A 26,139-nucleotide genomic window follows, 5' to 3' on the forward strand; every position below is an offset into this window, starting at 1 on the left:
TATGGATTTGATAAATAACGAGCAACATTTTACCCAAGACATCATCACGCTGATTGAAAAGAGCAAACAAAATCTTGCAATCAGCGTAAATGCCGAACTTACCCTGTTGTATTGGCATATCGGTGAGCGTATTGCCACGCATATTTTGCAAGGCGAGCGAGCAGATTATGGCAAACAGGTGGTACAACATTTGGCAAATGACCTAACGGCTAAATTTGGCAAAGGTTGGAGTAAGCGTAATTTGTTGCAAATGATTAAGTTTTATCAAACTTTTCCCCATCATCAAATTGTGCAGGCACTGTCTGCACAATTGAGTTGGACGCACTTTGTACAGTTATCGAGCGTTGAAAACCCCCTAGCACGAGAGTTTTATGCGACAATGGCAATGCAAGAAAAGTGGAGTACTCGCACGCTTGATGAACGCATTGGCTCGCTGTTGTTTGAGCGGACAGCCATTTCCAAAAAGCCTGAAGCCACCATCACCGCTGAGCTAACGAGCCTGCGTGAAAAAGGCGAATATAACCAGCAGTTACTTCTAAAAGACCCTTATATTTTGGACTTTTTGGAGCTTAATGACCGCTATATGGAAAAGGATTTGGAAGATGCGATTTTGCGTGATATGGAGAGTTTTTTATTAGAAATGGGGGCGGGGTTTAGTTTTATTGCACGGCAAAAACGCATCAGTATTGATGAAGATGATTTTTATATTGATTTGTTGTTTTATAACCGCAAATTAAAATGCCTTGTAGCAATTGATTTAAAAACCGAAAAATTCAAACACAGCCACAAAAGCCAAATGGAGTTGTATTTGAATTATTTGGCAAAATATGAACAAGAGCCTGACGAAAATCCCCCAATCGGCATTATCTTATGCACATCCAAAAAGCAAGAACAAATTGAGTTATTGGGCTTAGAAAATAGTAACATCCATGTCAGCGAATATTTAACAATACTACCACCCAAAGAACTGCTTGAGCAGCGTTTACATCTGGCGGTACAAAGAGCAAAAATGCGTTTTGAGTAGTTTGGGATTAATAAAAACCGCTTTTTGGTGGTTTATCTAACACTTAATTGCAATCATTGGCTATAAAATAAGCTGTTTTAACTAAATTTTCAAAATCCTGTCTTGCGGTTGGCAGAGTGGTGATATCCGAAGGAATGACATTGGTGTTGAAGGCGTATCTAATCTTTCTATCAAGTGCAAGTTGGGTTACTTTGTCAAGAGCAATTATCATAACTTCATCGTAACTAATATACTTCCCAGTGCCAAATTGGTAGTATGGAGAGAAAAAATGATCGGGATTGGTAAGTAGCTCATATTTTAGATCGCTAATTGCGGCACAATAAGCATCCTCCATCTTCATGCCTGCGAAAATTGCATAAATAATATATGCACCAATTAAGCCGACAGCCCATAATAAAATTTCCAACATGTAATTTCTCTCTTGTTGAGCTAAGAATTTGATTCAGAAAGGGTCTTTGCAAACTTGACTCTTGCTTGAATATCTTCTACTGCAATTTGATTGGCAATCTCGTAAGAGCTTTTTACCAATTCTTCAAAAACTAATAGAAAATCAGGTGAGGATTGGATATCGAACCATACTAAATTTGCCGTACTACGCGTACGAAGTCCTTCAGCAATAGCCATGTCGGTAATAATATTTAAAAAACCTCGTCGAAGGTCATTTAGGCTAAAATGGACATTTGATCGGATGAAAAAAATCGACCTAAAGAGTCTATCTGGTTCTTCCTGCGATAGTCGAATAACATTATCTAAAATCTTTCTATAACTAGATTTTCGCATAATATTCCGGAAAAGACTGCGAAGGTAAAAAAAGCCGGCAATGGCAACAATAAATACACCCCATTCTAGAATTTCCACTTAGTCTCTCCTTATAAATACTATCGTAATGGTGAAGATGGTGGTAATAATTGATGTGTTTTCCGTCAATGATTGCTACTGCAAGAAGCTAAACTAATGCAGTGCTGATACTAAGGGTTTGGATTAGACTGCCATCATCAGAGCCTTGGTTGTGCATCGTTGATTTTTTTTAACTGCAAAATTGTCGAGATGAACGCAAAACATCTAAGTAGAATGAACCAAGCTCATAATCCTGCATTTCTTGCACATGTCTAGCATTATTGTAGAACATTCTATGAAACATAAAAGCTGGAAATAAAGGTGCAAAAATATGAACTGCACCTGCTGCGAAAAACGAAAATAACGCAACAGTTAGTCTGTCTTCAAATGGCTTTCCTTCTGGTGGCATAAAAAACACCAAAGCTAATAGACTGTATTTACATACAGTAGCTACAAGTTGTAGAGGTACGAGCCAGCTTGGTAGCATAAAGTCAAAAACAGCTTGCATAGTGCCAAATTCTTTTGCAAGATTGTAGGTCACTCTTTGCATGCTAAATGTATAGTGACCAACCAAGACCACAACCGGAAAGGCATAAAAAAAGAAATCGAAAAAATCCATAATTTGGCTGATGAAAATATAGAGCAAGATTGAAAAATTGATGTTATAATACTTGAAATTCAATATTGTTCTCAACCAACAAAACAGTATTTTTATTAACCATTTTTTAATATCTTCTAACCACAAAACGGGTTTTCTATGCCAATACACACCAACTTACAAAAGCTGCGTTCAAAGCTTGATTTGAGCCAAGAAGAAATGGCTCATGAGTTGGGTATGTCAAAAAATGGCTACGGTAAGCTTGAGCGTGGCGAGAGCAAGATTACTGTTGAACATCTACAAAATATCGCCAATGTGTTTAATATTGATATTGCAGATTTATTAAAAGAAGATAGAGAATTTACATTGCTTTTGGGTGATAATTATACAAACTGTGCCAATAAATACTATGACAATGCCCAAGAAGTCGAAAAATTACAACTTATCATCGACCACCAAAAACAACTGCTTGAACAAAAAGACAAAGAAATCGAACTGCTAAGACGATTGCTTGATTAATGCAACTGTGCCCACCCATTTTGATCTTCTATATACAGCAACATAGCTAGACCTTGCGCAAACAGATGAACCTCTTGTCCTGACATGTTGGCATTTTGATAAAGAAAAATATTGCCAGCTTCGGCCAACTCAATTGATCTCTGATTTTGCAAAGTAAAGCCTTTATGCAAACCATGCGCATCCCCGATTGCCGCCTGCTGACGAATATCAAACCCTTGATAGCGATAGTCGATGGGTATATTATGCCATTGTTGTGCAATGGCAACAAAAGCATTGCATAGCTCACTATCATAGCACTCTTGAGTGGTTGGGGCGAGTTCAGGCTTGTGATAAACTGCCATTATATTGCTGTAATCGGTTGTGACCACCGTATTTGATGCATCGGGTGTGGGTTGTGTGCCAGTGCCTGCATTCTGATAAATCCAACCTTTTAGGGAGGTGTATTGAGGGGTGTTGCAAGTACTTAGATTGCTATTTGTTGCACAAAAATTTCCATGGTAGTCAACATGAAACCAACCATTGTTATAATGAGCATCATTTGTATCGGTGGTGATGATTAGTTCCTCGCCTTGAGGGATAATGCCAAGAATTGAACAGTTAGCCGAGGCGCATTCATATAAATAAATATCTTGGGCTGTTGTAATAATTTCTCCTAATTGGTGTATTGCTTGTGGGCTGTTAGATTTGATTGATGGTGTTGATTCAACAGAGTTGTTGGACTGCTGATGCGTATTTTCGCCATCTTGATTTGCTAGGCTTATAGTTTGGCGTATTTCTGAAACAGCGATCGCTAGCATCGCAAGGTTGATGGCTATCAAAAGAAGGGATAGGTAGATAAAAGAATAGTCGTATCTTGCATTCTCATGTTGGAAATTTTTGTTTGGGATACGCGGATCGGCACCGAATTGATTTACGCCTTTTGTAGCTGGTGCAAAAAGTATAATTAGCTGAACAAAAGGTAAAGCTGTCCACCAGCCACTATAGTTGCAGTCATGTAATCTTTTGATGGAAATAAATGTGATGAACAAATATGGAATTAGCTCTAGTATTAAAAGTGCCATCATAGATAACACAGGGATTTCGCCTGTAATTGCAGCATCCATACCTAGATGAACTCCAGCGTCATGAGTAAGATTTCGAATAAATATTGCAAGAACAGCGGTCGGGATAAATAGCAGAATATAAGTGCGTCTCCTCATGCGACCATGCATTGACCAAAAAGAATGCAAGGCATGCTTGGTCTGTGCTGAATAATAGGTGAAGTCATGCCTCTGATGGGGATTGGCTCTTTCATGATCGTTGGAGCGCTGGTAATTATAAGTGCGCTTAGTGTTTTGAGAATATTGTGTTTCTTGTGCATCAATCCACTGATCATATTGGGCTCGACGGCTGGGATCCGACAGGACTTCATAAGCTTCATTGATGCTTTTCATCTTTTGTTCGGCGTCAGAATTGTTTGGGTTCTTATCTGGATGATATTTGCTCGCAAGTGCTTTGTAAGCGGCTTTAATAACTTCGGGTTGTGCATCGCGTGATACACCAAGGCTGTCGTAGTGGGTATGAATCTTGGTCATAAAGCTATATTGGATTTATAAATACAGTAAAGATTTTGCAATTAATTGGCAATAAGTTTATAGTAAATATGCTAATAAAAGCAATAGTTATTATAAAAATACTTATGACTGTAAATTTGAAGAAGAATTGTTGAATGTGCATGCGTTTACATTAATACATAAGATTGATAAGATACATCTGAAATAAAATGTATTAACACAGTGTTTTATTAGCCACCCCCCAATTATGATACAATACCCCAAATCGTATCCACCGAAGAACATCATGCCCAAAACTCCCCACACTGACACAGGTTCATTTCTCGGCTCGCTATGGATGGTCGCGGGGTCGGTGTGTTTTACCGTGATGGGGATTTTGGTCAAGATGACAGGGCTGAGATTCGCCATGCACGAGTATGAGCTGGTGTTTTGGCGAGTGGCGTTTGCTGCGGTGGTGCTTGGTGTGCAGGCGATGCTGATAGGTCAGTCTTTTGCCACCGCTTATCCCAAAGAACATTTTTGGCGGTCATTGGCAGGCACGACAGCACTGTGCATGATTTTTTATAGTATCAATCATCTGCCTTTGGCGACGGCGACGACTTTTAGCAATACTTCGGCGATATTTTTGGCGATTTTGTCAGTGGTGATTTTAAAGCAGATGCCAAGCCGTACCACTTGGTTTGCCCTGATACTTGGCCTGATTGGCATTGGGCTGATACTACGCCCGAGTATCTTGGGGCATGGCGTGCTACCGACTTTGATGGGGCTTGGCGGTGGTGCGATTGCAGGCTATGCCTATTTGCAGGTGCGAGAGCTGTCACTGCTTGGTGAGCCGTCGTGGCGGATTGTGTTTTATTTTTCGGCATTGGCGACTGTGCTATCAGCGGTGGCGAGTACGGTGGTTGGTTGGACGCCATTGCGTCTTGAGATGTTGCCGTATTTGCTTGGCATTGGTGTGACAGCGATAGGTGGGCAGATGCTGATGACGCACGCTTATAAGGTCGGGCGTAAGTTTATGGTATCGGCATTAGGCTATCTGTCGGTGGTGCTATCCACGCTGTATGGGGTGGTGGCGTTTGATGAAGTGCTACCGATGATGGCGATGGTGGGGATTGGGCTTGTGATTGTCAGTGGGATTTTGGCGGGTAAGAAATGAGCCTACCCACCCAAAAAGCGACACAGCTGTGCTACAATAGCCGATAATTTTTATTAATGCCCGAAACCATGCTGACCTGCCCAATCTGCCAACAGTCTTTGACACTGACCCAAAAAAGCTACCGCTGTCCATCCAATCACAGCTTTGATATCGCCAAAGAAGGCTATGTCAATCTGCACGTCGTCCAGCACAAAAAGAGCAAAAATCCCGGTGATACGCCCGAGTCAGTAGCGGCACGCCGTGCGTTTTTGTCGGCGGAGTATTATCAGCCACTCAAAGATGCCATCAAGCAGACGCTATCGTCACTGCCTACCAAGACAGTGCTGGATATCGGCTGCGGTGAAGGCTACTATACCGATGGCTTGGCAGATGTCGCCGAGCAGGTGATAGCGATTGATATCGCCAAATCAGCGGTGCAAATCGCTGCCAAAGCGGACAAGGCACAGCGTATCACTTGGGTGGTGGGTACAGGTGCAGTATTGCCTGTGGCGGATGGTGCGGTGGATGTCTGCACGAGTCTATTTAGCCCCTTGCCAAAAGATGAGATGTGCCGAGTACTGACGGCAGATGGGTATTTGGTCGTGGCGACGCCAGCACCGCATCATCTGTATGCCATGCGTCAGGCGTTGTTTGGACAAGTGATTGCCCATGAGCCTAAGAAATTCATCGCAAGCCTTGCCCCAGAGTTTGCACTCATCGATGAGCGGATTATTCATGCGGATATGACGCTTGATAATACGAGCCTTAAGCACCTGATTGCCATGACGCCTTATGCATACAAGGCAAAAGCTGACAAACGAGCCGAGCTTGAACGCTTTGATACGCTTGATGTGCGTGGCGAATTTTGTGTGTATGTATTTAAGAAGTGCTAACCAAGCCAGCTGATGATTTACAAAAAATAACACAAAGCGGCGCGAGCTGATCAATGAGCGTGTTAGAATAAGAATTATTCTTATTTTGAGTATATTTTTATGAAAACACCACAGTTATTTGGCATCAGTGCGTTGGCTGCCAGTGTTGCCTTGGCAGGATGCTCTACCATCGCATCGACCATTACGCACATCAATGAGAATCCTATTAATATCAGTGTCATTGATGGTAAATTGCCAAGCATAACGGCCACTCAGTCAAAAACTGCCAAGCCATTGCAGTTTGATGTCAATCATTATAAACCGCTTGATGTCACGGTGGATAACCAAACCATCAAAGTGCGTGCCTATGAGAACATCGTCTATGTCGCAAATCCTGTGGACACCGCTTATCAGTCGATGAATATTTATATCCCCGAAAGTTATTTTGAAGATAAATCCATCAATGGCTATACGGCAAGCACAGCGCCGATTTTTATGCCTAATGCGGTCGGCGGCTATATGCCTGCTAAGCCCATGACGGTAGGCACAGGTCGTGATGGTAAGCCAAATAGCGTGGCACAGGCACTGCATCGTGGCATGATTGTGGCATCAGCAGGGGCAAGGGGTCGCACGCTAAAGAGCGAGCAGGGCGAGTATTATGGCAAAGCCCCCGCAGCGATTGTGGATTTAAAGGCGGCGGTGCGTTATCTGAAGGCAAATGATGGCGTGATGGCAGGCGATGCGGGTAAAATCATCGTCAATGGCACATCGGCAGGCGGTGCGATGACGGCACTGCTTGGGGCGACGGGCGATAGCGCAGACTATGAGCCGTATTTGCAGAAATTGGGCGCTGCCAAAGCGTCTGACAGTGTGTTTGCGGTGTCAAGCTACTGCCCGATTACCAATCTTGAGCACGCTGATATGGCGTACGAGTGGCAATTGGCTGATGTCGTGGATTACAAAAAAATGTCTGTTACCATGCTGGACTATAATGTCAAGCGTGAGCTAGTGCCGGGTCGATTGACTGACAAAGAAAAGCAAATCGCCCAACTGCTTAAAGCAGATTTTCCAAGCTATATCAATGGCTTAAAGCTAAAAGGTCGTGATGGTAAGCTTTTGAGCCTAGATAAAGATGGCAGCGGCAGCTTTAAAAACGAAGTGCTGTATTATCTGAATAAATCGGTCAATACGGCACATAAGCAAGGCGTGGATTTGAGCAGTTATACCTTTTTGGCGCAAAAAAATCAGCCGAGCCGTATTATATCGCCGATTATAGTGAGTTTTTAAAGACTTATACAGGTCGCTCAAAAACACCGCCTGCCTTTGATGCACTGGATTTGTCCGCAGGTGAGAATAATTTGTTTGGGGATAATGCGACCGACAACCGCCATTTTACTGCCTTTTCGGTCAAGCGCAACACCGCCACCGATGCCAAAGTCGCAGATGGTCATACGGTAAAACTGATGAACCCGATGGCATATTTGGATGACAACACTGCCAACACCGCACAGCATTGGCGTATCCGTCACGGCGCTAAAGACACTGACACGGGCTTTGCCATCCCTGTGATTTTGGCGACCAAGCTTGCCAATCAGGGCAAAAATGTCGATTTTGCAATGCCGTGGGATAAGGGGCATGGCGGTGATTATGATTTGGATGAGTTATTTGCTTGGGTAGATGGCATCGCCAAAGCCAAGACGACAGCCAAAACTACCCAAATGACCAACACAGCACAACCTACCCAATCATCAAACACTTATTAATCTTATCAGCCATCAGCTACTATTTGTACTGATGGCTGTTTTTATGTTTGGCTTGAGGGTGACAGGATAAGATTTTGCATTATTTTTAAAGCTTTGTTATGATAAGCTTATCATTATCAGCTTATTTTTGGAGATAAGAATGACAAAGCGTAGCAAGATAAGTGTGTTCGGCAGTGCGTTGATGACTGTCTTGATGATGACAAGCGCGGCGCAGGCGAGCGATATTTATATTCAGCCCAAAGCGGTTGAGATTGATAGTACGCTGTACGAACGCTGCGGCGAGTATTGTCCCGAGATGGATTATCAGCTGATACACACAGGGCAGATGTGGCTTGATAGTATTATTAATAAAGATGTACTTGCCATCATCGATGTGATGGATGAAAACGACCCAAACTCTGCCATCGCCAAGCAGGCCAAAGCTTTTTATGATAAGCCATTGGTCACCGACCGTGAGCTTGCCCGTGAGCTAAATCGCATTACCGATAATCTTATCCGAGCCGTGAATACCGCGCGTGCCGAAGACAGCATTTATAGCTATTCGGTAATGGCGACGCCGTCGATGGTGGGTATGCACAAGGGGCTGGTGTTGATGCGGATTGATGGTGATATTTATACAGGTGGTGCGCATAATTTGCCAAGTAGCTATTACTATGTCTTTGATTTACAAAATAAAAAACAGCTAAACCTGGCTGATGTCATCATCGCAGGACAAGAAGATACCCTTGAGCAAAAACTGTATGCCAAGTTTTATGACTATCTGATACAGATGGATGTCGAACCGTCAAGCATTATGGAGAGTTGGGAATTTGCGGTGACGGATAATTTTGTGTTTGATGAGACGGGGGTGGAATTTTTGTATCAGCCGTATGAGATTACGCCCTATGTCTTTGGGATGCCATCGCTACATCTCAGCTATGCCGAGCTTAAAGGTATCCTAAAATCGCAATACCTAAAATAATGATAATTGGCACACCGCAGTCATCATCTTGCGGTGTGTTTTTTTATAAAAATTTTGATAAAATTATGCTATGATAATAACAATTTTTTATCAAATTCATGGATTATAACAATGTCAAATCCGATGACCAAAGACGAATTTTTGCAATTCAAACACCGTGGCTACAGCCATGTGCCACTCATCAAAAAACGCCTGATGGACGATGCGACGCCTGTGTCGGTCTTTGCCAATATCCGTAAATTGAACCCAAAAGCCTATTTGTTCGAGTCGGTGGTCGGTGGTGAGCGATTTGCCCGCTATTCGATGATTGGACTGGGTAAGGGCGTGTATTTTGAATACCAAGACGGCGTGATGAAAGTTGGCAGTGAGCTTGTCGGTGTGGTATCGAGCACCAAGACGGACAAGCCATTTGATGAGATTCGTAAGTTTATGGCGCAGTTTACCATGCCGACGACCGATGATGTGCCTGCGTTGCCGGTGTTTAGCGGTGGTTTGGTGGGGTATTTTGGCTATGATTTGATTCGTACCATTGAGCCATCGGTGGGGCAGTCGGATGCGCCCAATCCATTGAATTTACCTGATTTGTGGCTGATGCTATCGACCGAAGTGGTGGTGTTTGATAATCTTGAGCATACCTTGTCCATCGTTGTCTATGCCAATAGCGAGCTTGAAAATGGCTATGAAGATGGACTCGTGCGCCTAGCTGCTATCGAGCAGGCATTGGGCGAGCGACCTGATTTGAGCACGACCACAAGAGCCAAGCCAAACTTTGTGTCTGCCACAGGGCAGGATAAATTCTGCAAAGATGTCAAGAAAATCAAAGACTATATCCTAGCAGGCGATGTGATGCAGGTCGTGCCAGCACAGCGGATGACGGCGGAGTTTGATGGGGATGCTTTGAGCGTGTATCGGGCACTGCGTTATCTGAATCCATCGCCATATCTGTTTATGCTACATGGTGAGACCTTTGGCGCAGGTAAATCGCCATTTGATATCATCGGTGCATCGCCTGAGATTCTCTCTCGTATCGAAGATGGTACGGTCACGGTGCGACCATTGGCAGGCACTCGCCGTCGTGGGCGAGATACGGCAGAAGATTTGGCGCTTGAAGCTGAGCTACTTTCCGACCAAAAAGAAATCGCCGAGCATCTGATGCTGATTGATTTGGGGCGTAATGACATCGGGCGAGTGTGCCAAATCGGCTCGGTCAAGGTGACGGATAAGATGTTTATCGAACGCTACTCGCAGGTGATGCATATCGCTAGCAATGTCGAAGGTCAAGTGCGTGATGATGTCGATGCGCTAGATGTGTTTTGTGCGACTTTTCCGGCAGGTACGCTGTCAGGTGCGCCCAAGATTCGAGCCATGCAAATCATCGATGAAGTCGAGCCTGTACGCCGTACGGTGTTTGGCGGGGCGATTGGCTATCTGGGTTGGCATGGCAATATGGATACGGCGATTGCCATTCGCACCGCAGTGATGAAAGATGGTAAGGTTCATGTCCAAGCAGGGGCAGGCGTGGTCGCTGATTCTGACCCGATGGCAGAATGGGATGAAACCAACAAAAAAGCACTTGCCATCATCAAGGCTGTAGAAATGGCGTGTGATGGGCTTGAGATTGGGTAATCTGCCAGCCGAACCAAAATCCGCATCAATCAAAGACTGATGCGGATTTTTATTTGACACAGTGTGTTTTTTTTTGATGTTTGCTATTAAACTGCTATTAAAGGCGCTTGGATTTTGTGCCTGTAACAAACAGATCATTACTGTGATTGATGTGGTTTGTGCTATAATTCGCTGACAAGATAAGGGGTTCAGATGCAAAAAGGCTTTACGCTCATTGAGATGCTTGTGGTGTTAGCGATTATCGCTGTGATGGCGATGGTGGCGATACCTGCTTATCATGCGATGATGCAGCGATTCGAGTCCCAAAGTAGCAAACGGCATATTGCCGAAGCGATTCGCCGTGCTAAGATTGAAGCCAATTTACACCAAAAAGACATCATTTTATGCCCTTATGGTGTCAATGAGCAGTGTGATAGACTAGGGCAGGTGGGTTTGCTGGTATTTGTTGATAAAAATAGCAATAACCGCTTGGATGATGCGGACATTGTTTCGATGAAACAGCCGCTTGATTTGCGCTACGGGTTATTGTCCATGCGGGTATCACTTGGGCGGCACTATATCAAATTCATGAGCGATAATGCCAAACCGCGTGGACACATTGGCAATATTCGCTACTGCAACACTGAACAAAACAACAGTCTAAGCCATCTGACGACCATCAATATGCATGGCGTGGTTACAGCCAAATCGGGTGATGTGGTGAGTATTGACTGCGGATAAGAGATAAGATTATGGCGGTAGATTTTTCAGAAACGCTAATTGTTGCAATTTCGGCAACGGCACTATTTGATTTGGCGGATAATGAAGCCAAATTGGCAGATTTTATTGCAACGGACAAAGATAGTGCTGCTCGCAATTTTCAAAATTACTTACAAAAACACGAAAACGAAATCCTGCAAAAAGGCTCGGGTTATCCGCTGATTGAAGCTTTATTAAACCTGAATCAATTTCAGGAAAATCAAGATTATGAAGTTGAATCGCCTTATGTTGAAGTGGTGATTGTCTCCAAATCTTCGCCTGATATGGGTATTCAGGTGCTAAACTCCATCCGTGCTTATGGGCTTGGCATCACCCGCTCGGCATTCATCTCGGGTGATTCGGTGGCGAGTTATATCAAGGATTTTAATGTTGATTTATTCTTAACAACCAATCGTGAAGATGCACAAGCTGTCGTTGATGCTGGTGTCTGTGCTTGTGCGGTGCTTGATACGACGCCTGTCAAGGTGCATGAGCTAGATAGCGAGCAGTTACGCATCGCCTTTGATGGTGATGCGGTGCTGTTTGATGATGCGGGTGAATTGGTGTTTCAACAAGAAGGTTTGCAGGCATTTCATCATCACGAAAGCACCAAAGCGGATTTGCCGATTGGTAAAGGTCCGTATGCTGATTTTTTAATAAAACTATCAAAACTACAAGCCAAATTACCCAATCAAAGCACCGATGCACCGCATAATCCCATTCGCATTGCGCTTGTGACCGCTCGCAATGCACCAGCGGATTTGCGTGCGATTAAGACCTTGCGTGAGTGGGGCGTGGTGGTGGATGTGGCGTTTTTCTTGGGTGGGCTTGATAAGACGGGCGTGCTCAAGACCTTTGCGCCGCACATTTTCTTTGATGATTCGATTAAGCATATCAATGCGGCTCGCTCGGTTGTGCCATCGGCATTGGTGCCGTATCATTCTGAATCATTGCTAAATGGTTTTGAGCAAGCGACTCGTGCGACACATGACACATTGACCCATGTCAAAGAGAGTAAAGCTACCAAAGAGCCAAAGTCTAGCCATGCCAAAAAGAGCAAATCATCATGAAGACAGCATTAAAAGTTGCCATTGTATTGGCTTTGGTGTCATTGCCAAGACGCAGTAGCAAAACACCACAAGCCAAACCCACGCTGCATGACAGCCAAATAGTGAATTGAGCACAACCATGATTCCTAAGTTGATTGATACGCACACGCATTTTGATGTGCCCGAATATGACGATACTCGTGCCCAGATGGCAAATCGTGCTCATCAGCATGGCGTGCGTCATTTGATTTTGGTTGGATTTCTTGCCAAGTATTTTGGGCAGATGGTAGCTACCAATGAGCAAATCAATGGATTGGACGGTGCGCCAAAGTCGCATTTGGCATTTGGCTTGCATCCTTTATATATCCAAGAGCAACAGCATCAAGATTTAGAGCTTCTTGAAAAATTTATAAAAAATCATAGGCCTATCGCCATCGCTGAAATTGGTCTGGATACTTATCCAAGTGAATTAAAAGAACCGAAAACCTTTGCCAAACAAGAGCTATTTTTTGTTGAACAGATAAAGCTTGCCAAGGCGTATGAGTTGCCGATTTTATTGCACATTCGCAAAAATCATGCCGATGTCCTGCGCCTGCTTGAGCGGTATCGCTATGATGCGCATGAGCGTGGTGGTATTGCGCACAGCTTTAGCGGTGGCGAACAAGAAGCCTTAGCCTTTGTCAAACGGGGCTTTAAGCTTGGTATCACAGGACAAATCACCAATCCCAATGCCAAAAAACTGCGTCGTGCGGTGATGGCGGTATTTGCCAAATATGGGGCGGATGCCTTTGTGATTGAGACCGATTGTCCTGATATGATGCCGCTGCCGTGTCAGCACTTGGGGCAGTTTAATGAGCCTGCCAATTTACCCTATGCGCTTGATGAGTTATCAAGTTTATTTAATATTGCTAAAGATGAATTGGTACGCACTTTATGGGATAATAGTTGTCAAGCTTTACAAGTTGATTGGAAATATCATGACCCAAATTGATGATTATGAACGCCGATTTACCGGTGTACGCACACTGTACGGCGATGCGTTTGATAAATTTGCCCATGCCATCGTCTATGTCATCGGCGTCGGCGGTGTCGGTTCGTGGGCGGCTGAGAGCCTTGCACGCACAGCGATTGGCAAGATTGTGCTCGTTGATATGGATGTGCTGGTGGCCAGTAATATCAATCGACAGCTGCCTGCGTTGACGGACACCATCGGCGAGAGCAAGATTGATGTGATGGCACAGCGTATTCGTGCGATTAATCCTAGGATTGAGCTTGAGCTGGTTGATGATTTTTTGACCCCTGAAAATATCACAACGATTTTACCGACAAAGGCACAGGCACAAGCTTGGCTAGCGGATGGTAAGCGGGTGGTGGTGCTTGATTGTGTTGATGATATGGCTGCGAAATTTGCCATCGCCATGCATTGCCGATTTAATAAAATTGACTGCGTCATCTCGGGCGGTGCAGGGGCAAAATTTGACCCAACACGGCTCAAAGTCGCCGATTTGCGTGATGTCACCCAAGACCCACTGCTTGCCAGACTGCGTGCCAAACTGCGTGAAAAAGGTATCGCCAAAGGCGGTAAGGCGAAATTTGGGCTAAAATGCGTCTATTCGGACGAACAGCCGACTGTGAACAAGACCTGCCAAGTGGGGCTAAACTGCGGTGGCTATGGCTCGACAGTGGTGATGACAGCGACGGCGGGCATGGTGATGACTAGCACGGCACTACAGATACTTGCCAAGAAATAAATAAAAAAATTGGGCGTATCACTGATGCGCCCAATTTTTTTTGCAGGTGAATGATTATTCAGCGCGCAATAGGTCGTTTAGGCTGGTTTTGGCGCGAGTTTGTGCATCGACTTTTTTGACGATGATGGCAGCGTATAGGCTGTATTTGCCATCAGCAGATGGTAGACTGCCTGGTACGACGACAGAGCCTGCTGGTACGCGGCCGTAGTGGATTTCGCCAGTTTCACGGTCATAGATACGAGTTGATTGACCGATATATACGCCCATTGAGATGACTGAGCCTTCTTCGACGATGACGCCTTCGACGATTTCAGAGCGAGCACCGATAAAGCAGTTGTCTTCGATGATGGTTGGGTTGGCTTGTAGTGGCTCAAGTACGCCACCGATGCCGACACCGCCTGATAGGTGGACATTTTTGCCGATTTGGGCGCATGAGCCGACAGTTGCCCATGTATCAACCATCGTGCCTTCATCGACATAAGCACCGATATTGACATATGATGGCATTAGGACGACATTTTTGGCTTGATAGCTACCACGACGAGCGACCGCAGGTGGGACGACACGCACGCCAGCGGCTTTGAACTCTTCTTCGCTCCAGTTGGCGTGTTTGGTGGCGACTTTATCAAAAAACTGCAAATCGCCTGATTGCATTGGGGCGTTGTCGTTGAGTTTGAATGACAGTAGCACCGCTTTTTTTAGCCATTGATGCACAACCCATTCGCCGTCGATTTTTTCGGCGACACGGTATGAGCCATTGTCCAGACCTTCGATGGCTTGTTCAACGGCATCACGGATTTCGGCTGATACAGTTTCGGCGGTGAAATTGGCACGGTCTTCGAACGCTTGTTCGATGATGGCAGCTAGATTTGACATAAAATTTCCTTAAGGTTGGTGAAGTGAATGAGTGGATAACTGGTCTTTGAGCCAGCGTACAATATCTTGGTGCACACGCTCATAATCACGCTCATGCAGCGGCTCATGGCGCATATTGGGATATAGATGCACCCGCACATTGTGGACATTGGCACGGATGAGAGCTTGTTGTAGCTGTTTGATGTCAGTGCCTAGATTGCCAACGGGGTCATCTTTACCACTGATTAACAGCACAGGATAAGTGCTGTCCATCATCGCATACCAGTCGCTTTGGCAGGCTCGCGCGATGAGCGCCTGCAAGGTAACAAAGCCATTATTGGTAAAGCAAAATCCGCACAAGGGGTCAGCTTCAAAGGCTTTGATGGCATCCAGATTTTCGCTAAGCCATGCAAAAGGCGATGCGCTAATCGGTGAACGCAGCTGGCTAAGTAGGTATTGATTAAGTAGATAGCCCATGCGTTCGTTGGTTTGCTTGGGTGCTAGGCGGTTTAGGATGCTAAGTGCACCAAGACTTAGCTGATTGATGAGTCCAAAGCGGTTGCCCGTACCCATCAAAATCACGCCATCAAAGCTTGTGGCATGATGTACAAGCACCGTACGCACGATGAATGAGCCCATCGAATGACCCATGATAAAGTGTGGCACGGTGGGGGCTTTTTCTTTGAGCTTGTCCGCCATGATGATGACATCTTTGCACAGTGTCTGCACAGGGTGCTTTTCGTCAAAAAACCCAAGCTCGTATTTGTCCTTGGCCGTCTGACCATGCCCCAGCTGGTCATAGGTCGCAACCAAGATACCCTGCTCGGCAAGGTACTTGGCAAAGGCATCATAGCGACCGCTGTGCTCGCTCATGCCATGCACGATGAGCAGGGTGGCTTGTACATCGCCTGTCGGCTCATAGAACCGATGGTGTAGGCGATGGACTTGGTTGGATGATAAAATCACGCTTTGCATGAATCACCTGTGATGCGATTGATCAATGGATAGCTTGTGGATTAACAGCCTGTTTTGCCTTCGGCTGCCAATGCCTTGGCACTACGCACAGGCGGTGGGCAGTCTTCGCCATAATATTGACGATCGGCAAAGTAGCTTGAGCGTACCATTGGGTTCGCCCAAATATTAAAAAAGCCAAGCTTTTTACCGTATTCGGTATAGCGTGCGAACTCATCAGGGTGCACATAGCGATCAACTGGCGCATGGTTTTTGCTTGGTGCAAGATACTGACCGATGGTCACGATATCGACATCATGCGCTTTTAGGTCGTCAAGTAGGGCATAGACTTCTTCTTCGGTCTCGCCAAGCCCAACCATAAAGCCGCATTTGGTTGCCACATCAGGACGGCGTGCTTTGTAGTCCTTGAGTAGGTTCAATGAATGTTGATAGTCTGAGCCTGGGCGAAATGCCTTGTATAGGCGTGGCACAGTTTCGATATTGTGGTTAAAGACATCCGGTGCGGTCTCGGTCAGCAAATCTAGTGCAATGGCTTCACGACCACGAAAATCAGGCACAAGAATCTCAATCAAGCAATTTGGGCTAAGTTTCTTGGATTCGGTGATGACTTCGACGAAGTGACCTGCGCCGCCATCTTTTAGGTCATCACGATCGACGGATGTGATAACAGCGTATTTTAGCCCAAGTCCCAAGATGGTCTCGGCGGTGTGGCGTGGCTCATCTTTGTCCAGTGGGTTCGGTCTGCCGTGCGCCACTTCACAAAACGGACAACGGCGTGTGCAGATATCACCCATAATCATAAAGGTTGCTGTCCCATCGCCAAAGCACTGCGGTAGGTTTGGGCAGGCGGCTTCTTCGCAGACGGTGTAGAGCTTTTGTTTGCGTAAGGTTGCCTTGATGCGATCGACTTCGGCAGGGCTTGAGAGCTTGACGCGAATCCAGTCAGGTTTTTTTGGGGTTTCGACCGTTGGGATGACTTTGATTGGGATGCGAGCCACTTTATCATAGCCACGCAATTTTTCGCCTTGAACGGCTTTTTTTGGGGCGGGTTTGGCTTCTGGGGTAAAGGTTTGGACAGTCATGGCTTATCCTAATTGTATGATAGCTAATTTGATAGATGGTTTTGCGATAAACAGTTTTAAAAATTATCGTGTAAAAATCGTCTTATTATACGCCAAATTGCCAAAAATAACACGCACAAATTGGCATTGTCTGTATCTCGGGGCAAATGTCAAAAATGCAATCAGTGTGAAATAAAATGTCTGGCTGATTTGAGTGGATTCATAGGATTGACGGTCATTTATACTTACAATATACTAAGTTGCAGAGAATAAATCAATCAAGGTGGTGATGATATGCAAGCATTGGTGAATGCGTTGATCTTGGTGGTGGTGCTTGCGGTATTTATGCTGTCTGTCCGATGGATGCCGTGGGTACAAAAGATTTGGATAAAAAACGGCAAATGGCACACTTGGCGATTTATGCTGCTAATTATGTCATTGATCATTATCCAAAATATCATCACAAACGCGTTTGCTAAGCCAATCACGGCGTGGCTGACAACACAAGGCATAAGCTTTGGGGCGGCATATGCTGTCTATGCGCTACTGGTGGTGATGGCTGTGATGTTGAGTCAAAATACTTCTAAAACTTCTCAAACATCTCCAAAATGGCTGAGCGTTGGCATTAATGTGGTGTTATGCATATTAATGCTATCAATGCCATTTTGGTCGTAATATTATGTAAAATATGCATGATTATTTGCACTGATTCAACATATTTTGATAACTTTTATCATCATTTACAAAATAAATGTTGGTTATGGCAATAGATTTTTTGAATTTATAATAATTTTGAGATATTATTAGAAGTGGAAACGCAACGCCAAAAAATTGGCTTGTGATGATAAAATCTCTAGGCACTTGGTTAGGCATTTGCCGACGACATCAAGCACCGAATGGGATGGTTTTGAAAACAAGAGGAAGTGATTATGTTAGAACAATACAGAGCACATGTCCAAGAGCGTGCCGCATTGGGCGTACCGCCACAACCATTGACCGATGCACAGACAGCGGATTTGGTGGCACTACTAAAAAACCCACCAGCTGGCGAAGAAGCATTTTTGGTGGATTTGCTAGAAAACCGTGTACCTGCAGGTGTTGACCAAGCTGCCTATGTCAAAGCAGCGTTCTTGTCAGCGGTTGCCAAAGGCGAAGCGGTATCACCACTGGTCTCAAAAGAGCGCGCTGTGTATCTACTAGGCACGATGCTAGGTGGCTACAATGTTGCACCACTCATTGAGCTACTAGACAATGCTGAACTAGGCGGTCTGGCTGCTGATGCACTCAAAAAGACACTACTTGTATTCGATGCATTCCATGATGTCGAAGAAAAAGCCAAAGCGGGCAACGCCAACGCCAAAGCTGTGCTGGAGTCATGGGCGGAAGCTGAATGGTTCACCAGCCGTCCTGATGTCCCAGAAGAAATCACCATCACTGTATTTAAAGTGACTGGCGAAACCAACACTGACGATTTGTCACCAGCACAAGATGCATGGAGCCGTCCTGACATCCCACTACACGCCAATGCTATGCTAAAAAATGAGCGTGACGGCATCAAGCCTGAGCAACCAGGCGTGGTTGGCCCACTAAGCCAAATCAAAGAATTGGTCGCCAAAGGCAATCCTGTTGCCTATGTGGGTGATGTTGTTGGTACAGGTTCAAGCCGTAAATCAGCGACCAACTCAGTGCTATGGTTCTTTGGTGATGACATTCCACACATTCCAAACAAGCGTGATGGCGGTGTGTGTCTAGGTGGCAAAATTGCACCAATTTTCTTCAACACGATGGAAGATGCAGGTGCATTGCCAATCGAAATCGATGTGTCTGATATGAACATGGGTGATACAGTTACCCTAAAAATCGACCATGCGACAGCAACTGTGACTGCGGTCAAAGATGGCGCACAAATCGCTGAAACCAAGCTAAAAACCCCAGTGCTGCTAGACGAAGTGCGTGCAGGCGGCCGTATCAACCTAATCATCGGTCGTGGCCTGACTGCCAAAGCTCGTGAAGCGCTAGGTCTAGCACCATCAACGCTATTCCGTGCACCAGAACAACCTGCTGACACTGGCAAGGGCTTCACCCTAGCTCAGAAGATGGTTGGTCGTGCTTGTGGTCTGCCAGAAGGTCAAGGCGTACGCCCAGGCACTTACTGCGAGCCTAAGATGACTACCGTTGGTTCTCAAGACACCACAGGCCCAATGACTCGTGACGAGCTAAAAGACTTGGCTTGCCTAGGCTTCTCATCAGACCTGGTGATGCAGTCATTCTGTCATACCGCTGCTTATCCTAAGCCTATCGATGTCATCACACATCACACACTACCTGATTTCATCATGAACCGTGGCGGTGTATCACTACGCCCAGGTGATGGTGTTATTCACTCATGGCTAAACCGTATGCTACTACCTGATACCGTTGGTACTGGTGGCGACTCACACACTCGCTTCCCAATCGGTATCTCATTCCCAGCAGGTTCTGGTCTTGTGGCGTTCGCTGCAGCGACTGGCGTGATGCCACTGGATATGCCTGAGTCTGTACTTGTGAAGTTCAAGGGCAAAATGCAACCTGGTATCACCCTGCGTGACCTAGTCCATGCCATCCCTTACTATGCAATCAAAGAAGGCGATTTGACCGTTGAGAAAAAAGGTAAGAAAAACATCTTCTCAGGTCGTATCCTAGAGATTGACTTGACCGAGATGGAAAATGACTTGACTGTTGAGCAAGCATTTGAGCTATCAGACGCATCAGCAGAGCGTTCAGCAGCAGGCTGTGCGATCACTGTCTCTGAAGAGAAAGTAGCAGAATACCTACGCTCGAACATCGTCATGCTAAAATGGATGATCGCGGAAGGCTATGGTGACGCTCGCACACTGTCTCGCCGTGCAGAAAATATGCAAAAATGGCTGGACAACCCAAGCCTAATGAAAGCAGACCCAGATGCAGAATACGCCAAAGTGTATGAAATCGATCTGTCTGAAATCAAAGAGCCAATCCTATGCTGCCCGAACGATCCAGATGATGCTAAGCTACTATCAGAAGTTGCTGGCGACAAGATTGATGAAGTATTCATCGGCTCGTGCATGACCAACATCGGTCACTTCCGTGCCGCAGGTAAGCTACTGTCAGAAGTCCCTGCAGGTAGCCTATCTACTCGTATGTGGATTGCGCCACCAACCAAGATGGATGAGCGTCAATTGATGGATGAAGGTTACTACAACACCTACGCTCAAGCAGGTGCTCGTACCGAAATGCCAGGCTGCTCACTATGTATGGGTAACCAAGCGCGTATCGCTCCAAACTCAACGGCGGTTTCGACTTCTACTCGTAACTTCCCGAACCGTCTAGGTCAAGGCGCAAATGTTTATCTGGCATCAGCTGAATTGGCGTCTGTGGCTGCGGTACTTGGCAAGCTACCAACTGTTGAAGAATATCAGCAGTACGCAGGTAAGCTTGACAATATGCAAGCAGAAGTTTACAACTACCTAAACTTCGACCAAATGGCAGATTATACTGGCAAAGCAGACAAAATCAATGTCGCTCAGCTAAGCTAATCGACCTTATTGGTAAAAACACCGCCATCGCTATGATGGCGGTGTTTTTTTTGGCTTTGATAAGAGCTTGATAAGGCGAACGGGGGTTGTGGTGAGAGTCAGTTGGTGTGATGACGATAAGTTTCGGCTAAATCATCGCCCACCATAGCCGAGCGTGTAGCGACCATAGGGGTGTGATGCCGGTAAATCGCTGAACGACTTGCCTGTCTTTGATGATGATAAATGAGGGCGTTACTTGCCCTTGCCAAGCATCAAAAATCCGCCCATCCATATCATGTGCCACCGCAAAATCATAGCCGTGATTTTTCATAAACTGATGCACTTCATCGGCTGTGCCTGATTGGATGGCGATGGTCTGCACAGGGTAGGTTTGGCTGATGGCTTGGACATTGCCACTGGTGATACTGCACACACCGCACCATGTCGCCCAAAAATAGATAAGTACAGGCGACCGATGGCTTTGTTGTAGCACGGCAGGCGAGATGCCAAGCTTTGTGGATGTCTCAAGCGTGCTGACTTGGGATAGTGGCACGGATGTTGGCGCACGCCAATAATTCACCACTGTATAGATGATGGCAAAGATAAGCACATAGCTGACTAAGGTTTTAATCCATTTCATGATAAATCTGATGGCTCAATAAAACAAAAGCCCTGACGAGCAGAGCTTTTGGGGGTGGATAAGATTAATCAAAAATCTTGCCCGGATTGATGATGTTGTTCGGGTCAAAGATGGCTTTGACCGCTTTCATATACTCAATCTCGGCAGGCGTGCGGGTGTAGGTGAGATATGGTTTTTTGGTCATGCCGACACCGTGTTCCGCTGAGATTGAGCCTTTGTATTTTTTGACCGTGTCAAAGACATATTGGTTCACGGTTTGGCATTTTTCAAAGAATTCATCTTTGGTCAGATTGGCAGGCTTTAAGATATTTAGGTGCAAGTTGCCATCGCCGATATGACCGAACCAGCAGATTTCAAAGTCAGGGTAGTTATCCTTAACAATCGTCTCAATATCGCTGATAAAATCACCCAAGTGGCTAATCAGCACCGATACATCATTCTTGTACGGAGTGAATACCGAGATGGTCTCCGAGATAGACTCACGCAGTTTCCACAGCTCGTGCAGCTGACCGACGCTTTGGCTCATCACGCCATCGACAATCAAACCTTCTTCGGCACAAGTTTCAAAGACGCTCATTGCAAGCTCAAGCACTTCATCGTTCAATGCTTCAAATTCAAGCAAGACATAAAACGGCGTTTCGCTCTCAAACGGCGCTTTGGTATGACCTGCTTCGATGACTTTGGTCACGGCAATGTGGTCAAAAAATTCAAAGGCGGTTAGGTTTAACGCCTTACCAAATTTATCAAGCAAACCAACCACGCTATTAAAATCAGGCACGCCAAGCACCATTGCGGTTAGATTGACCGGCTGTTTTTCAAGCTTAATCAGTGCTTTGGTCACAAAGCCAAGCGTACCTTCAGCACCAATGAACAGATGACGAAAATCGTAACCGGTGGCATTTTTTAGCATACCGCCGTTCAATTCTAGGATATCGCCTTTACCGGTGACGACGGTAAGCCCTAGGATTTGGTTGCGAGTCATGCCATAGCGGATGACCTTGATACCGCCTGCGTTGGTGCCGATGTTGCCACCGATTTGGCTTGAGCCACTCGATGCAAAATCCACGGCATAGTATAGGTCTTTTGACTCGGCAAATTCTTGTAGGGCTTTGGTGACGACACCAGCTTCGACTTCGACCATGCGGTCAGCTTCATAAAATGTGCCGATTTGGTTCATCTTATCAAAGCTCACCACCACTTCGCCAAAGGCAGCTACCGCACCTGCTGACAGACCTGTGCGACCACCGCTAGGCACGAGCGCTGTGCCGTGCTCATTGGCTAGGCGGACGATGGTAGCGACTTCTTCGGTGGTCTTTGGAAATAGCACGGCTGTGCAGTCCACTGCAAAATGCACGGTCCAATCACGACCCCAATGGGCAGTGCTGTTGGCATCGGTTTTGATGGTAAGTGATGGCAGCTCGCTACTTAGGGCGGTCAAAAAAGCTTGTGTGGTCATGAGGCTTCCTTTGGTGTATGGCTTGGGAAATTTATTAATTATACCTTATCTATGGCAAATGGGGTAGCTTATCCTGCCAAAATAATCCCAAAATAATCAAAGAAATGAGCACCGATGTGATGCCCATTTCTAATGAATGTTTGTTGATAAAAAGTTATCAGAGTATCAATCAAACACAATGCCCTGTGCCAAAGGCAATTCTGATGAATAGTTCACCGTGTTGGTTTGGCGACGCATATAGTTTTTCCAAGCGTCCGAGCCTGATTCGCGACCACCGCCAGTTTCTTTTTCGCCACCAAAAGCACCACCGATTTCCGCACCGCTTGTACCGATATTGACATTGGCGATACCGCAATCGCTACCGCTAGCACTCAAAAAATACTCCGCTTCTTTGACGCTATCACTAAAGATACATGATGATAAGCCTTGTGGGACATCGTTTTGAAGATTGATGACTTCGTCAAAATCGCTATAGCTCATCACATACAAAATCGGTGCAAAGGTTTCGGTCTTGACCGCATCAGTTTGGCTTGGCATCTCAATGATGGCAGGCTTGACATAATAGGCATCAGGGTGGGTGTCCGCAAGCACTCGCTCGCCACCTGTCAGCACGCCACCTTCGGCAATGGCACGGCTGATGGCGTTTTGCATGGCATCAAAGCTGTCTTTGTCAATCAATGGCCCAACGAGATTACCTTGCATTGGATTGCCGATACTCACGCTGGCATAAGATTTTTTGACACGCTCAAGCACCACATCTTTGATACTGTCATGGACAAACAAACGGCGTAGCGTGGTACAACGCTGACCTGCCGTACCCACCGCCGAGAATAAAATCGCCCGCACCGCCAACTCCAAATCTGCACTTGGGGTAACAATCATGGCGTTATTGCCGCCAAGCTCAAGTAAGCACTTGCCAAAACGCTCGGCAACTTTTGGGGCAACCATGCGACCCATACGAGTACTACCTGTGGCACTCACCAAAGCGACATCATGGCTTTCCACCAATGCATTGCCCACATCAGCTTTGCCAAGTAGTAGTGCTGATAGGCCTTGTGGTACGGCGATGCCTGTGCTTTGGGTGAATTTGGCAGCTGCTTTTTCAAACAATGCTTGGCAAGCGATGGCGGTCAGTGGTGTTTTTTCGGATGGTTTCCATACTACTGAGTTGCCACACACCCATGCAAGGGCAGCGTTCCACGACCATACCGCTACAGGGAAATTGAACGCAGAAATCACACCCACCACCCCAAGCGGATGCCATGTCTCACGCATATGATGGCTAGGGCGTTCTGATGCGATGGTCAAGCCGTACAGCTGACGAGATAGACCAACTGCAAAATCACAAATATCAATCATCTCTTGGACTTCGCCCAAGCCTTCGGCGGTGATTTTACCGGCTTCAATTGACACTAAAGCACCCAAATCCTCCTTATGCTCACGCAATACTTCGCCCAAAATACGCACCAATTCACCACGCTTGGGCGCAGGAATCACTCGCCATGCGATAAAGGCAGCTTTGGACTGTGCGATAGCCGTGTGGGCATCATCGGTAGAATGCAGGGCGACTTTGGCAATCTCACTGCCATCAATCGGACTATGGACGGCATAATCACCGTTTAGATAGGTATCTGGGACGCCCATTTTGGCAAGTAGGGCTTGGGTTTGATTGGCTAAAGACATAAAAACTCCTTGTAAGTTACGGTTCGCTTGATACGAATAACTTATCGTGTTTTGCATAAAAGTGCAACCGTGGATAATTCATACACTCATTCCTAGCTGGAATGGTGAAAGGGTATGAACTAAAAGCGACTACAATCTCTGCAAACACTCTACCAATGATTGATCCATCATCGCTTGATAGAGCGTGCATTCATCATAGACGGTTGTGCCCAAATCACGCTCAAAGGCGGCTTGGTTGGATGCGCCATCATAGCCTGATTTGGCATCGTCGCCTAGATTGGACTGAAAAATCCCTGCTGCTGACACAGGCAAAAAGTCTTCATAGACAATCGGTTCAGGTCGCAATACGCCATTACCCAGTAGCGTTTGTACCGATTTATCGCCCATATCTTTGCTGGCAAAATCGTCGCTTAGCTGATAATAAAAATACGCCAAACCCTCATCATACAGCGTCTGATAGTCGTCGGGAAATGCAACGAAACTCTCCGATAGTGCCTTGTAATACGCATCAGGGTCTTTTTCGGGTGTCGTAGCAAGATTGGTTCGTGCTTTGGCAAGTAGCTCATCGTACAGCGTGCGACCCTTTGGTGTCAAGGCAATGCCACGCTGTTCAATCTCGCCAAATCGTGCGGTATGACTGCCAATTTCTTCACCGTCGCCTGTAAAGGTAATCGCTTCATTGAGTGCCTTAAAGCTTGTTTGGCGCAGCAAAATCGGGCAGTTGCGGCGTGGTGGTCCTTCGATGATTTCTTTGGCGGTGATGCCACGGCGACCCATTTCGTCTTGTACTGCGTCAATATCTAGCGTGCGCGGCGTTAGGTGATTGATGTGCGGACCATAAAACCCTACCACATCGGCAATCAAGCGATGTTGGGATAATAGCTGTTCATAAAACGCCTTGGAAATGGGCGATGTTTTGTGCCATTGAAAGGTTTTGATGGCTTCACTGACAAATTTATCAGCATCATCAGCGTTCAGTCCGCCGTCTTGTTCGCATTTGTCAATCAAAGCTAGTACGCCATCGCTAAAAATTTGGCGGTTTTGCAAGGTTTGTAGGGCGGTATCACGCAGTTTGTCATCGTCAATGAGCTCTGGGCGTAGTAGCGAGCAAAACACCCGAAACGGACTTATCTGTAGCTCGGCACTGTCAATGGCACGAAACGCCGTTGAATGTACGGGCACACCCGCAGGGGCAAGGTCATAATAGCCCACAGGATACATCCCCATCACCGCAAATAGCCGACGCATGGTGGCAAGCTCACTTGGCAGTCCCAAGCGAATCGCTCCATGACGCTCCAAATCAATACGAGATAGCTCGCCTGTATTGCTAAGGTGTTGTTTTAATTCACTATCTTTGGCAAGTGTATCAGCATTGATGTCCGCCACCAAGTCCATTAAATCTTTGTACAATGGCACTTCGGTTTGGTACATCTTTGACATTGCTAGCGAAAAGGCGTGGCGAATATCAGCTTTTGGGATAAATTGACTCATAAAAAACTCCATTTATTGATTA

At 45.9% G+C, this 26,139-nt stretch carries 25 protein-coding genes; 14 read left to right on the plus strand and 11 right to left on the minus strand.

The features are described 5' to 3' along the window. Nucleotide 1 precedes the first annotated feature (1 nt). On the plus strand, nt 2-1,024 hold the full coding sequence (locus Q0N89_RS04165; protein WP_294033682.1) for a PDDEXK nuclease domain-containing protein: 1,023 nt from the start codon (nt 2-4) through the stop codon (nt 1,022-1,024). 43 nt (nt 1,025-1,067) lie between these two features. On the opposite strand, the gene Q0N89_RS04170 is transcribed toward Q0N89_RS04165, so the two are convergent. From Q0N89_RS04170 to Q0N89_RS04180, 3 genes are all read right to left on the minus strand, one after another. Next, the gene (locus tag Q0N89_RS04170; RefSeq protein WP_294033684.1) at nt 1,068-1,433 is read right to left on the minus strand and encodes a hypothetical protein; all 366 of its coding nucleotides are present in this window, start codon (nt 1,431-1,433) and stop codon (nt 1,068-1,070) included. Nucleotides 1,434-1,453: 20 nt separating this feature from the next. After that, on the minus strand, nt 1,454-1,882 hold the full coding sequence (locus Q0N89_RS04175; protein ID WP_294033686.1) for a hypothetical protein: 429 nt from the start codon (nt 1,880-1,882) through the stop codon (nt 1,454-1,456). A 169-nt stretch (nt 1,883-2,051) separates the two neighbouring features. Further along, nucleotides 2,052-2,606: a hypothetical protein gene (locus Q0N89_RS04180; RefSeq protein WP_294033688.1), complete on the minus strand. Its 555-nt coding sequence runs from the start codon at nt 2,604-2,606 to the stop codon at nt 2,052-2,054. 12 nt (nt 2,607-2,618) lie between these two features. Here Q0N89_RS04180 and Q0N89_RS04185 point away from each other — a divergent pair, with 12 nt between their 5' ends. After that, nucleotides 2,619-2,978 (plus strand): helix-turn-helix transcriptional regulator, encoded by a 360-nt coding sequence (locus Q0N89_RS04185; protein ID WP_294033690.1) that lies wholly within the window; start codon nt 2,619-2,621, stop codon nt 2,976-2,978. Here the strand turns inward: Q0N89_RS04185 and Q0N89_RS04190 are convergent. Continuing rightward, entirely contained in the window at nt 2,975-4,552 is a 1,578-nt protein-coding gene (locus Q0N89_RS04190; protein ID WP_294033692.1) for a DnaJ domain-containing protein, read from the minus strand. The two genes, Q0N89_RS04185 and Q0N89_RS04190, sit on opposite strands and share 4 nt — an antisense overlap. Nucleotides 4,553-4,817: 265 nt before the next feature. Between Q0N89_RS04190 and Q0N89_RS04195 the strand changes: the two genes are divergently transcribed. From Q0N89_RS04195 to Q0N89_RS04240, 10 genes are all read left to right on the plus strand, one after another. Beyond that, the gene (locus tag Q0N89_RS04195; protein WP_078254856.1) at nt 4,818-5,687 is read left to right on the plus strand and encodes a DMT family transporter; all 870 of its coding nucleotides are present in this window, start codon (nt 4,818-4,820) and stop codon (nt 5,685-5,687) included. A 68-nt stretch (nt 5,688-5,755) separates the two neighbouring features. Continuing rightward, nucleotides 5,756-6,559, plus strand: a complete 804-nt coding sequence (locus Q0N89_RS04200) for a putative RNA methyltransferase (protein ID WP_294033695.1) — start codon at nt 5,756-5,758, stop codon at nt 6,557-6,559. Nucleotides 6,560-6,658: 99 nt separating this feature from the next. Then, nucleotides 6,659-7,825 carry a subtype B tannase gene (locus Q0N89_RS04205; protein WP_294033697.1) on the plus strand — a complete coding sequence of 389 codons (1,167 nt, stop codon included), beginning with the start codon at nt 6,659-6,661 and terminating at the stop codon, nt 7,823-7,825. A 50-nt stretch (nt 7,826-7,875) separates the two neighbouring features. Further along, nucleotides 7,876-8,301 carry a hypothetical protein gene (locus Q0N89_RS04210; protein ID WP_294033699.1) on the plus strand — a complete coding sequence of 142 codons (426 nt, stop codon included), beginning with the start codon at nt 7,876-7,878 and terminating at the stop codon, nt 8,299-8,301. A 139-nt stretch (nt 8,302-8,440) separates the two neighbouring features. Further along, entirely contained in the window at nt 8,441-9,262 is an 822-nt protein-coding gene (locus Q0N89_RS04215; RefSeq protein ID WP_294033701.1) for an RsiV family protein, read from the plus strand. A gap of 111 nt (nt 9,263-9,373) precedes the next feature. After that, entirely contained in the window at nt 9,374-10,888 is a 1,515-nt protein-coding gene (locus tag Q0N89_RS04220) for an anthranilate synthase component I family protein (protein WP_294033702.1), read from the plus strand. Between the two features lie 192 nt (nt 10,889-11,080). Then, nucleotides 11,081-11,608, plus strand: a complete 528-nt coding sequence (locus tag Q0N89_RS04225) for a Tfp pilus assembly protein FimT/FimU (protein WP_294033704.1) — start codon at nt 11,081-11,083, stop codon at nt 11,606-11,608. A gap of 11 nt (nt 11,609-11,619) precedes the next feature. After that, a complete protein-coding gene (locus Q0N89_RS04230; protein ID WP_294033706.1) occupies nt 11,620-12,696 on the plus strand; it encodes a 5'-nucleotidase in 1,077 nt (358 codons plus the stop codon). Between the two features lie 121 nt (nt 12,697-12,817). Further along, nucleotides 12,818-13,666 carry a TatD family hydrolase gene (locus Q0N89_RS04235; RefSeq protein WP_294033770.1) on the plus strand — a complete coding sequence of 283 codons (849 nt, stop codon included), beginning with the start codon at nt 12,818-12,820 and terminating at the stop codon, nt 13,664-13,666. Continuing rightward, complete coding sequence (locus Q0N89_RS04240) at nt 13,653-14,426, plus strand: tRNA threonylcarbamoyladenosine dehydratase (RefSeq protein WP_294033708.1); 774 nt, start codon at nt 13,653-13,655, stop codon at nt 14,424-14,426. Before Q0N89_RS04235 ends, Q0N89_RS04240 begins: the two co-directional genes overlap by 14 nt. 54 nt (nt 14,427-14,480) lie before the next feature. Here the strand turns inward: Q0N89_RS04240 and dapD are convergent, their stop codons facing one another. Genes dapD through lipA form a run of 3 tightly spaced genes read right to left on the minus strand, consistent with a single transcriptional unit; the run spans nt 14,481 to nt 17,335 of the window. Beyond that, nucleotides 14,481-15,302 (minus strand): 2,3,4,5-tetrahydropyridine-2,6-dicarboxylate N-succinyltransferase, encoded by an 822-nt coding sequence (gene dapD / locus Q0N89_RS04245; RefSeq protein WP_294033710.1) that lies wholly within the window; start codon nt 15,300-15,302, stop codon nt 14,481-14,483. 9 nt (nt 15,303-15,311) lie between these two features. Then, a complete protein-coding gene (locus tag Q0N89_RS04250; protein ID WP_294033712.1) occupies nt 15,312-16,256 on the minus strand; it encodes an alpha/beta fold hydrolase in 945 nt (314 codons plus the stop codon). 41 nt (nt 16,257-16,297) lie between these two features. Then, on the minus strand, nt 16,298-17,335 hold the full coding sequence (gene lipA / locus Q0N89_RS04255) for a lipoyl synthase (RefSeq protein WP_078253238.1): 1,038 nt from the start codon (nt 17,333-17,335) through the stop codon (nt 16,298-16,300). A gap of 273 nt (nt 17,336-17,608) precedes the next feature. Here lipA and Q0N89_RS04260 point away from each other — a divergent pair, with 273 nt between their 5' ends. Next, a complete protein-coding gene (locus tag Q0N89_RS04260; RefSeq protein ID WP_294033717.1) occupies nt 17,609-17,989 on the plus strand; it encodes a hypothetical protein in 381 nt (126 codons plus the stop codon). 254 nt (nt 17,990-18,243) lie between these two features. Continuing rightward, the gene (locus Q0N89_RS04265) at nt 18,244-20,868 is read left to right on the plus strand and encodes a bifunctional aconitate hydratase 2/2-methylisocitrate dehydratase (protein ID WP_294033720.1); all 2,625 of its coding nucleotides are present in this window, start codon (nt 18,244-18,246) and stop codon (nt 20,866-20,868) included. A gap of 127 nt (nt 20,869-20,995) precedes the next feature. Here the strand turns inward: Q0N89_RS04265 and Q0N89_RS04270 are convergent, their stop codons facing one another. The 4 genes from Q0N89_RS04270 to Q0N89_RS04285 all read right to left on the minus strand — a co-directional run bounded on the left by Q0N89_RS04270 (nt 20,996) and on the right by Q0N89_RS04285 (nt 26,117). Beyond that, the gene (locus Q0N89_RS04270; RefSeq protein WP_294033723.1) at nt 20,996-21,487 is read right to left on the minus strand and encodes a redoxin domain-containing protein; all 492 of its coding nucleotides are present in this window, start codon (nt 21,485-21,487) and stop codon (nt 20,996-20,998) included. Nucleotides 21,488-21,551: 64 nt separating this feature from the next. Continuing rightward, nucleotides 21,552-22,943, minus strand: coding sequence for an FAD-binding oxidoreductase (locus Q0N89_RS04275; RefSeq protein WP_294033726.1), 1,392 nt, complete (start codon nt 22,941-22,943; stop codon nt 21,552-21,554). Between the two features lie 165 nt (nt 22,944-23,108). Beyond that, entirely contained in the window at nt 23,109-24,626 is a 1,518-nt protein-coding gene (locus Q0N89_RS04280; RefSeq protein WP_294033728.1) for an aldehyde dehydrogenase family protein, read from the minus strand. A gap of 129 nt (nt 24,627-24,755) precedes the next feature. Next, on the minus strand, nt 24,756-26,117 hold the full coding sequence (locus Q0N89_RS04285) for a VOC family protein (RefSeq protein ID WP_294033730.1): 1,362 nt from the start codon (nt 26,115-26,117) through the stop codon (nt 24,756-24,758). Nucleotides 26,118-26,139 lie beyond the last annotated feature (22 nt).

The sequence above is a fragment of the uncultured Moraxella sp. genome (genome assembly GCF_945873075.1).
In the GTDB taxonomy this organism is placed as follows: Bacteria; Pseudomonadota; Gammaproteobacteria; order Pseudomonadales; family Moraxellaceae; genus Moraxella.

What these genes read in the sequence shown, in the direction of transcription:
- Q0N89_RS04165 (WP_294033682.1), top strand. Translation starts at nt 2, where the DNA reads ATGGATTTGATAAATAACGAGCAACATTTTACCCAAGACATCATCACG.
- Q0N89_RS04170 (WP_294033684.1), bottom strand. Translation starts at nt 1,433, where the DNA reads ATGTTGGAAATTTTATTATGGGCTGTCGGCTTAATTGGTGCATATATT.
- Q0N89_RS04185 (WP_294033690.1), top strand. Translation starts at nt 2,619, where the DNA reads ATGCCAATACACACCAACTTACAAAAGCTGCGTTCAAAGCTTGATTTG.
- Q0N89_RS04190 (WP_294033692.1), bottom strand. Translation starts at nt 4,552, where the DNA reads ATGACCAAGATTCATACCCACTACGACAGCCTTGGTGTATCACGCGAT.
- Q0N89_RS04195 (WP_078254856.1), top strand. Translation starts at nt 4,818, where the DNA reads ATGCCCAAAACTCCCCACACTGACACAGGTTCATTTCTCGGCTCGCTA.
- Q0N89_RS04200 (WP_294033695.1), top strand. Translation starts at nt 5,756, where the DNA reads ATGCTGACCTGCCCAATCTGCCAACAGTCTTTGACACTGACCCAAAAA.
- Q0N89_RS04205 (WP_294033697.1), top strand. Translation starts at nt 6,659, where the DNA reads ATGAAAACACCACAGTTATTTGGCATCAGTGCGTTGGCTGCCAGTGTT.
- Q0N89_RS04215 (WP_294033701.1), top strand. Translation starts at nt 8,441, where the DNA reads ATGACAAAGCGTAGCAAGATAAGTGTGTTCGGCAGTGCGTTGATGACT.
- Q0N89_RS04220 (WP_294033702.1), top strand. Translation starts at nt 9,374, where the DNA reads ATGTCAAATCCGATGACCAAAGACGAATTTTTGCAATTCAAACACCGT.
- Q0N89_RS04225 (WP_294033704.1), top strand. Translation starts at nt 11,081, where the DNA reads ATGCAAAAAGGCTTTACGCTCATTGAGATGCTTGTGGTGTTAGCGATT.
- Q0N89_RS04230 (WP_294033706.1), top strand. Translation starts at nt 11,620, where the DNA reads ATGGCGGTAGATTTTTCAGAAACGCTAATTGTTGCAATTTCGGCAACG.
- Q0N89_RS04240 (WP_294033708.1), top strand. Translation starts at nt 13,653, where the DNA reads ATGACCCAAATTGATGATTATGAACGCCGATTTACCGGTGTACGCACA.
- dapD (WP_294033710.1), bottom strand. Translation starts at nt 15,302, where the DNA reads ATGTCAAATCTAGCTGCCATCATCGAACAAGCGTTCGAAGACCGTGCC.
- Q0N89_RS04250 (WP_294033712.1), bottom strand. Translation starts at nt 16,256, where the DNA reads ATGCAAAGCGTGATTTTATCATCCAACCAAGTCCATCGCCTACACCAT.
- lipA (WP_078253238.1), bottom strand. Translation starts at nt 17,335, where the DNA reads ATGACTGTCCAAACCTTTACCCCAGAAGCCAAACCCGCCCCAAAAAAA.
- Q0N89_RS04260 (WP_294033717.1), top strand. Translation starts at nt 17,609, where the DNA reads ATGCAAGCATTGGTGAATGCGTTGATCTTGGTGGTGGTGCTTGCGGTA.
- Q0N89_RS04265 (WP_294033720.1), top strand. Translation starts at nt 18,244, where the DNA reads ATGTTAGAACAATACAGAGCACATGTCCAAGAGCGTGCCGCATTGGGC.
- Q0N89_RS04270 (WP_294033723.1), bottom strand. Translation starts at nt 21,487, where the DNA reads ATGAAATGGATTAAAACCTTAGTCAGCTATGTGCTTATCTTTGCCATC.
- Q0N89_RS04275 (WP_294033726.1), bottom strand. Translation starts at nt 22,943, where the DNA reads ATGACCACACAAGCTTTTTTGACCGCCCTAAGTAGCGAGCTGCCATCA.
- Q0N89_RS04280 (WP_294033728.1), bottom strand. Translation starts at nt 24,626, where the DNA reads ATGTCTTTAGCCAATCAAACCCAAGCCCTACTTGCCAAAATGGGCGTC.
- Q0N89_RS04285 (WP_294033730.1), bottom strand. Translation starts at nt 26,117, where the DNA reads ATGAGTCAATTTATCCCAAAAGCTGATATTCGCCACGCCTTTTCGCTA.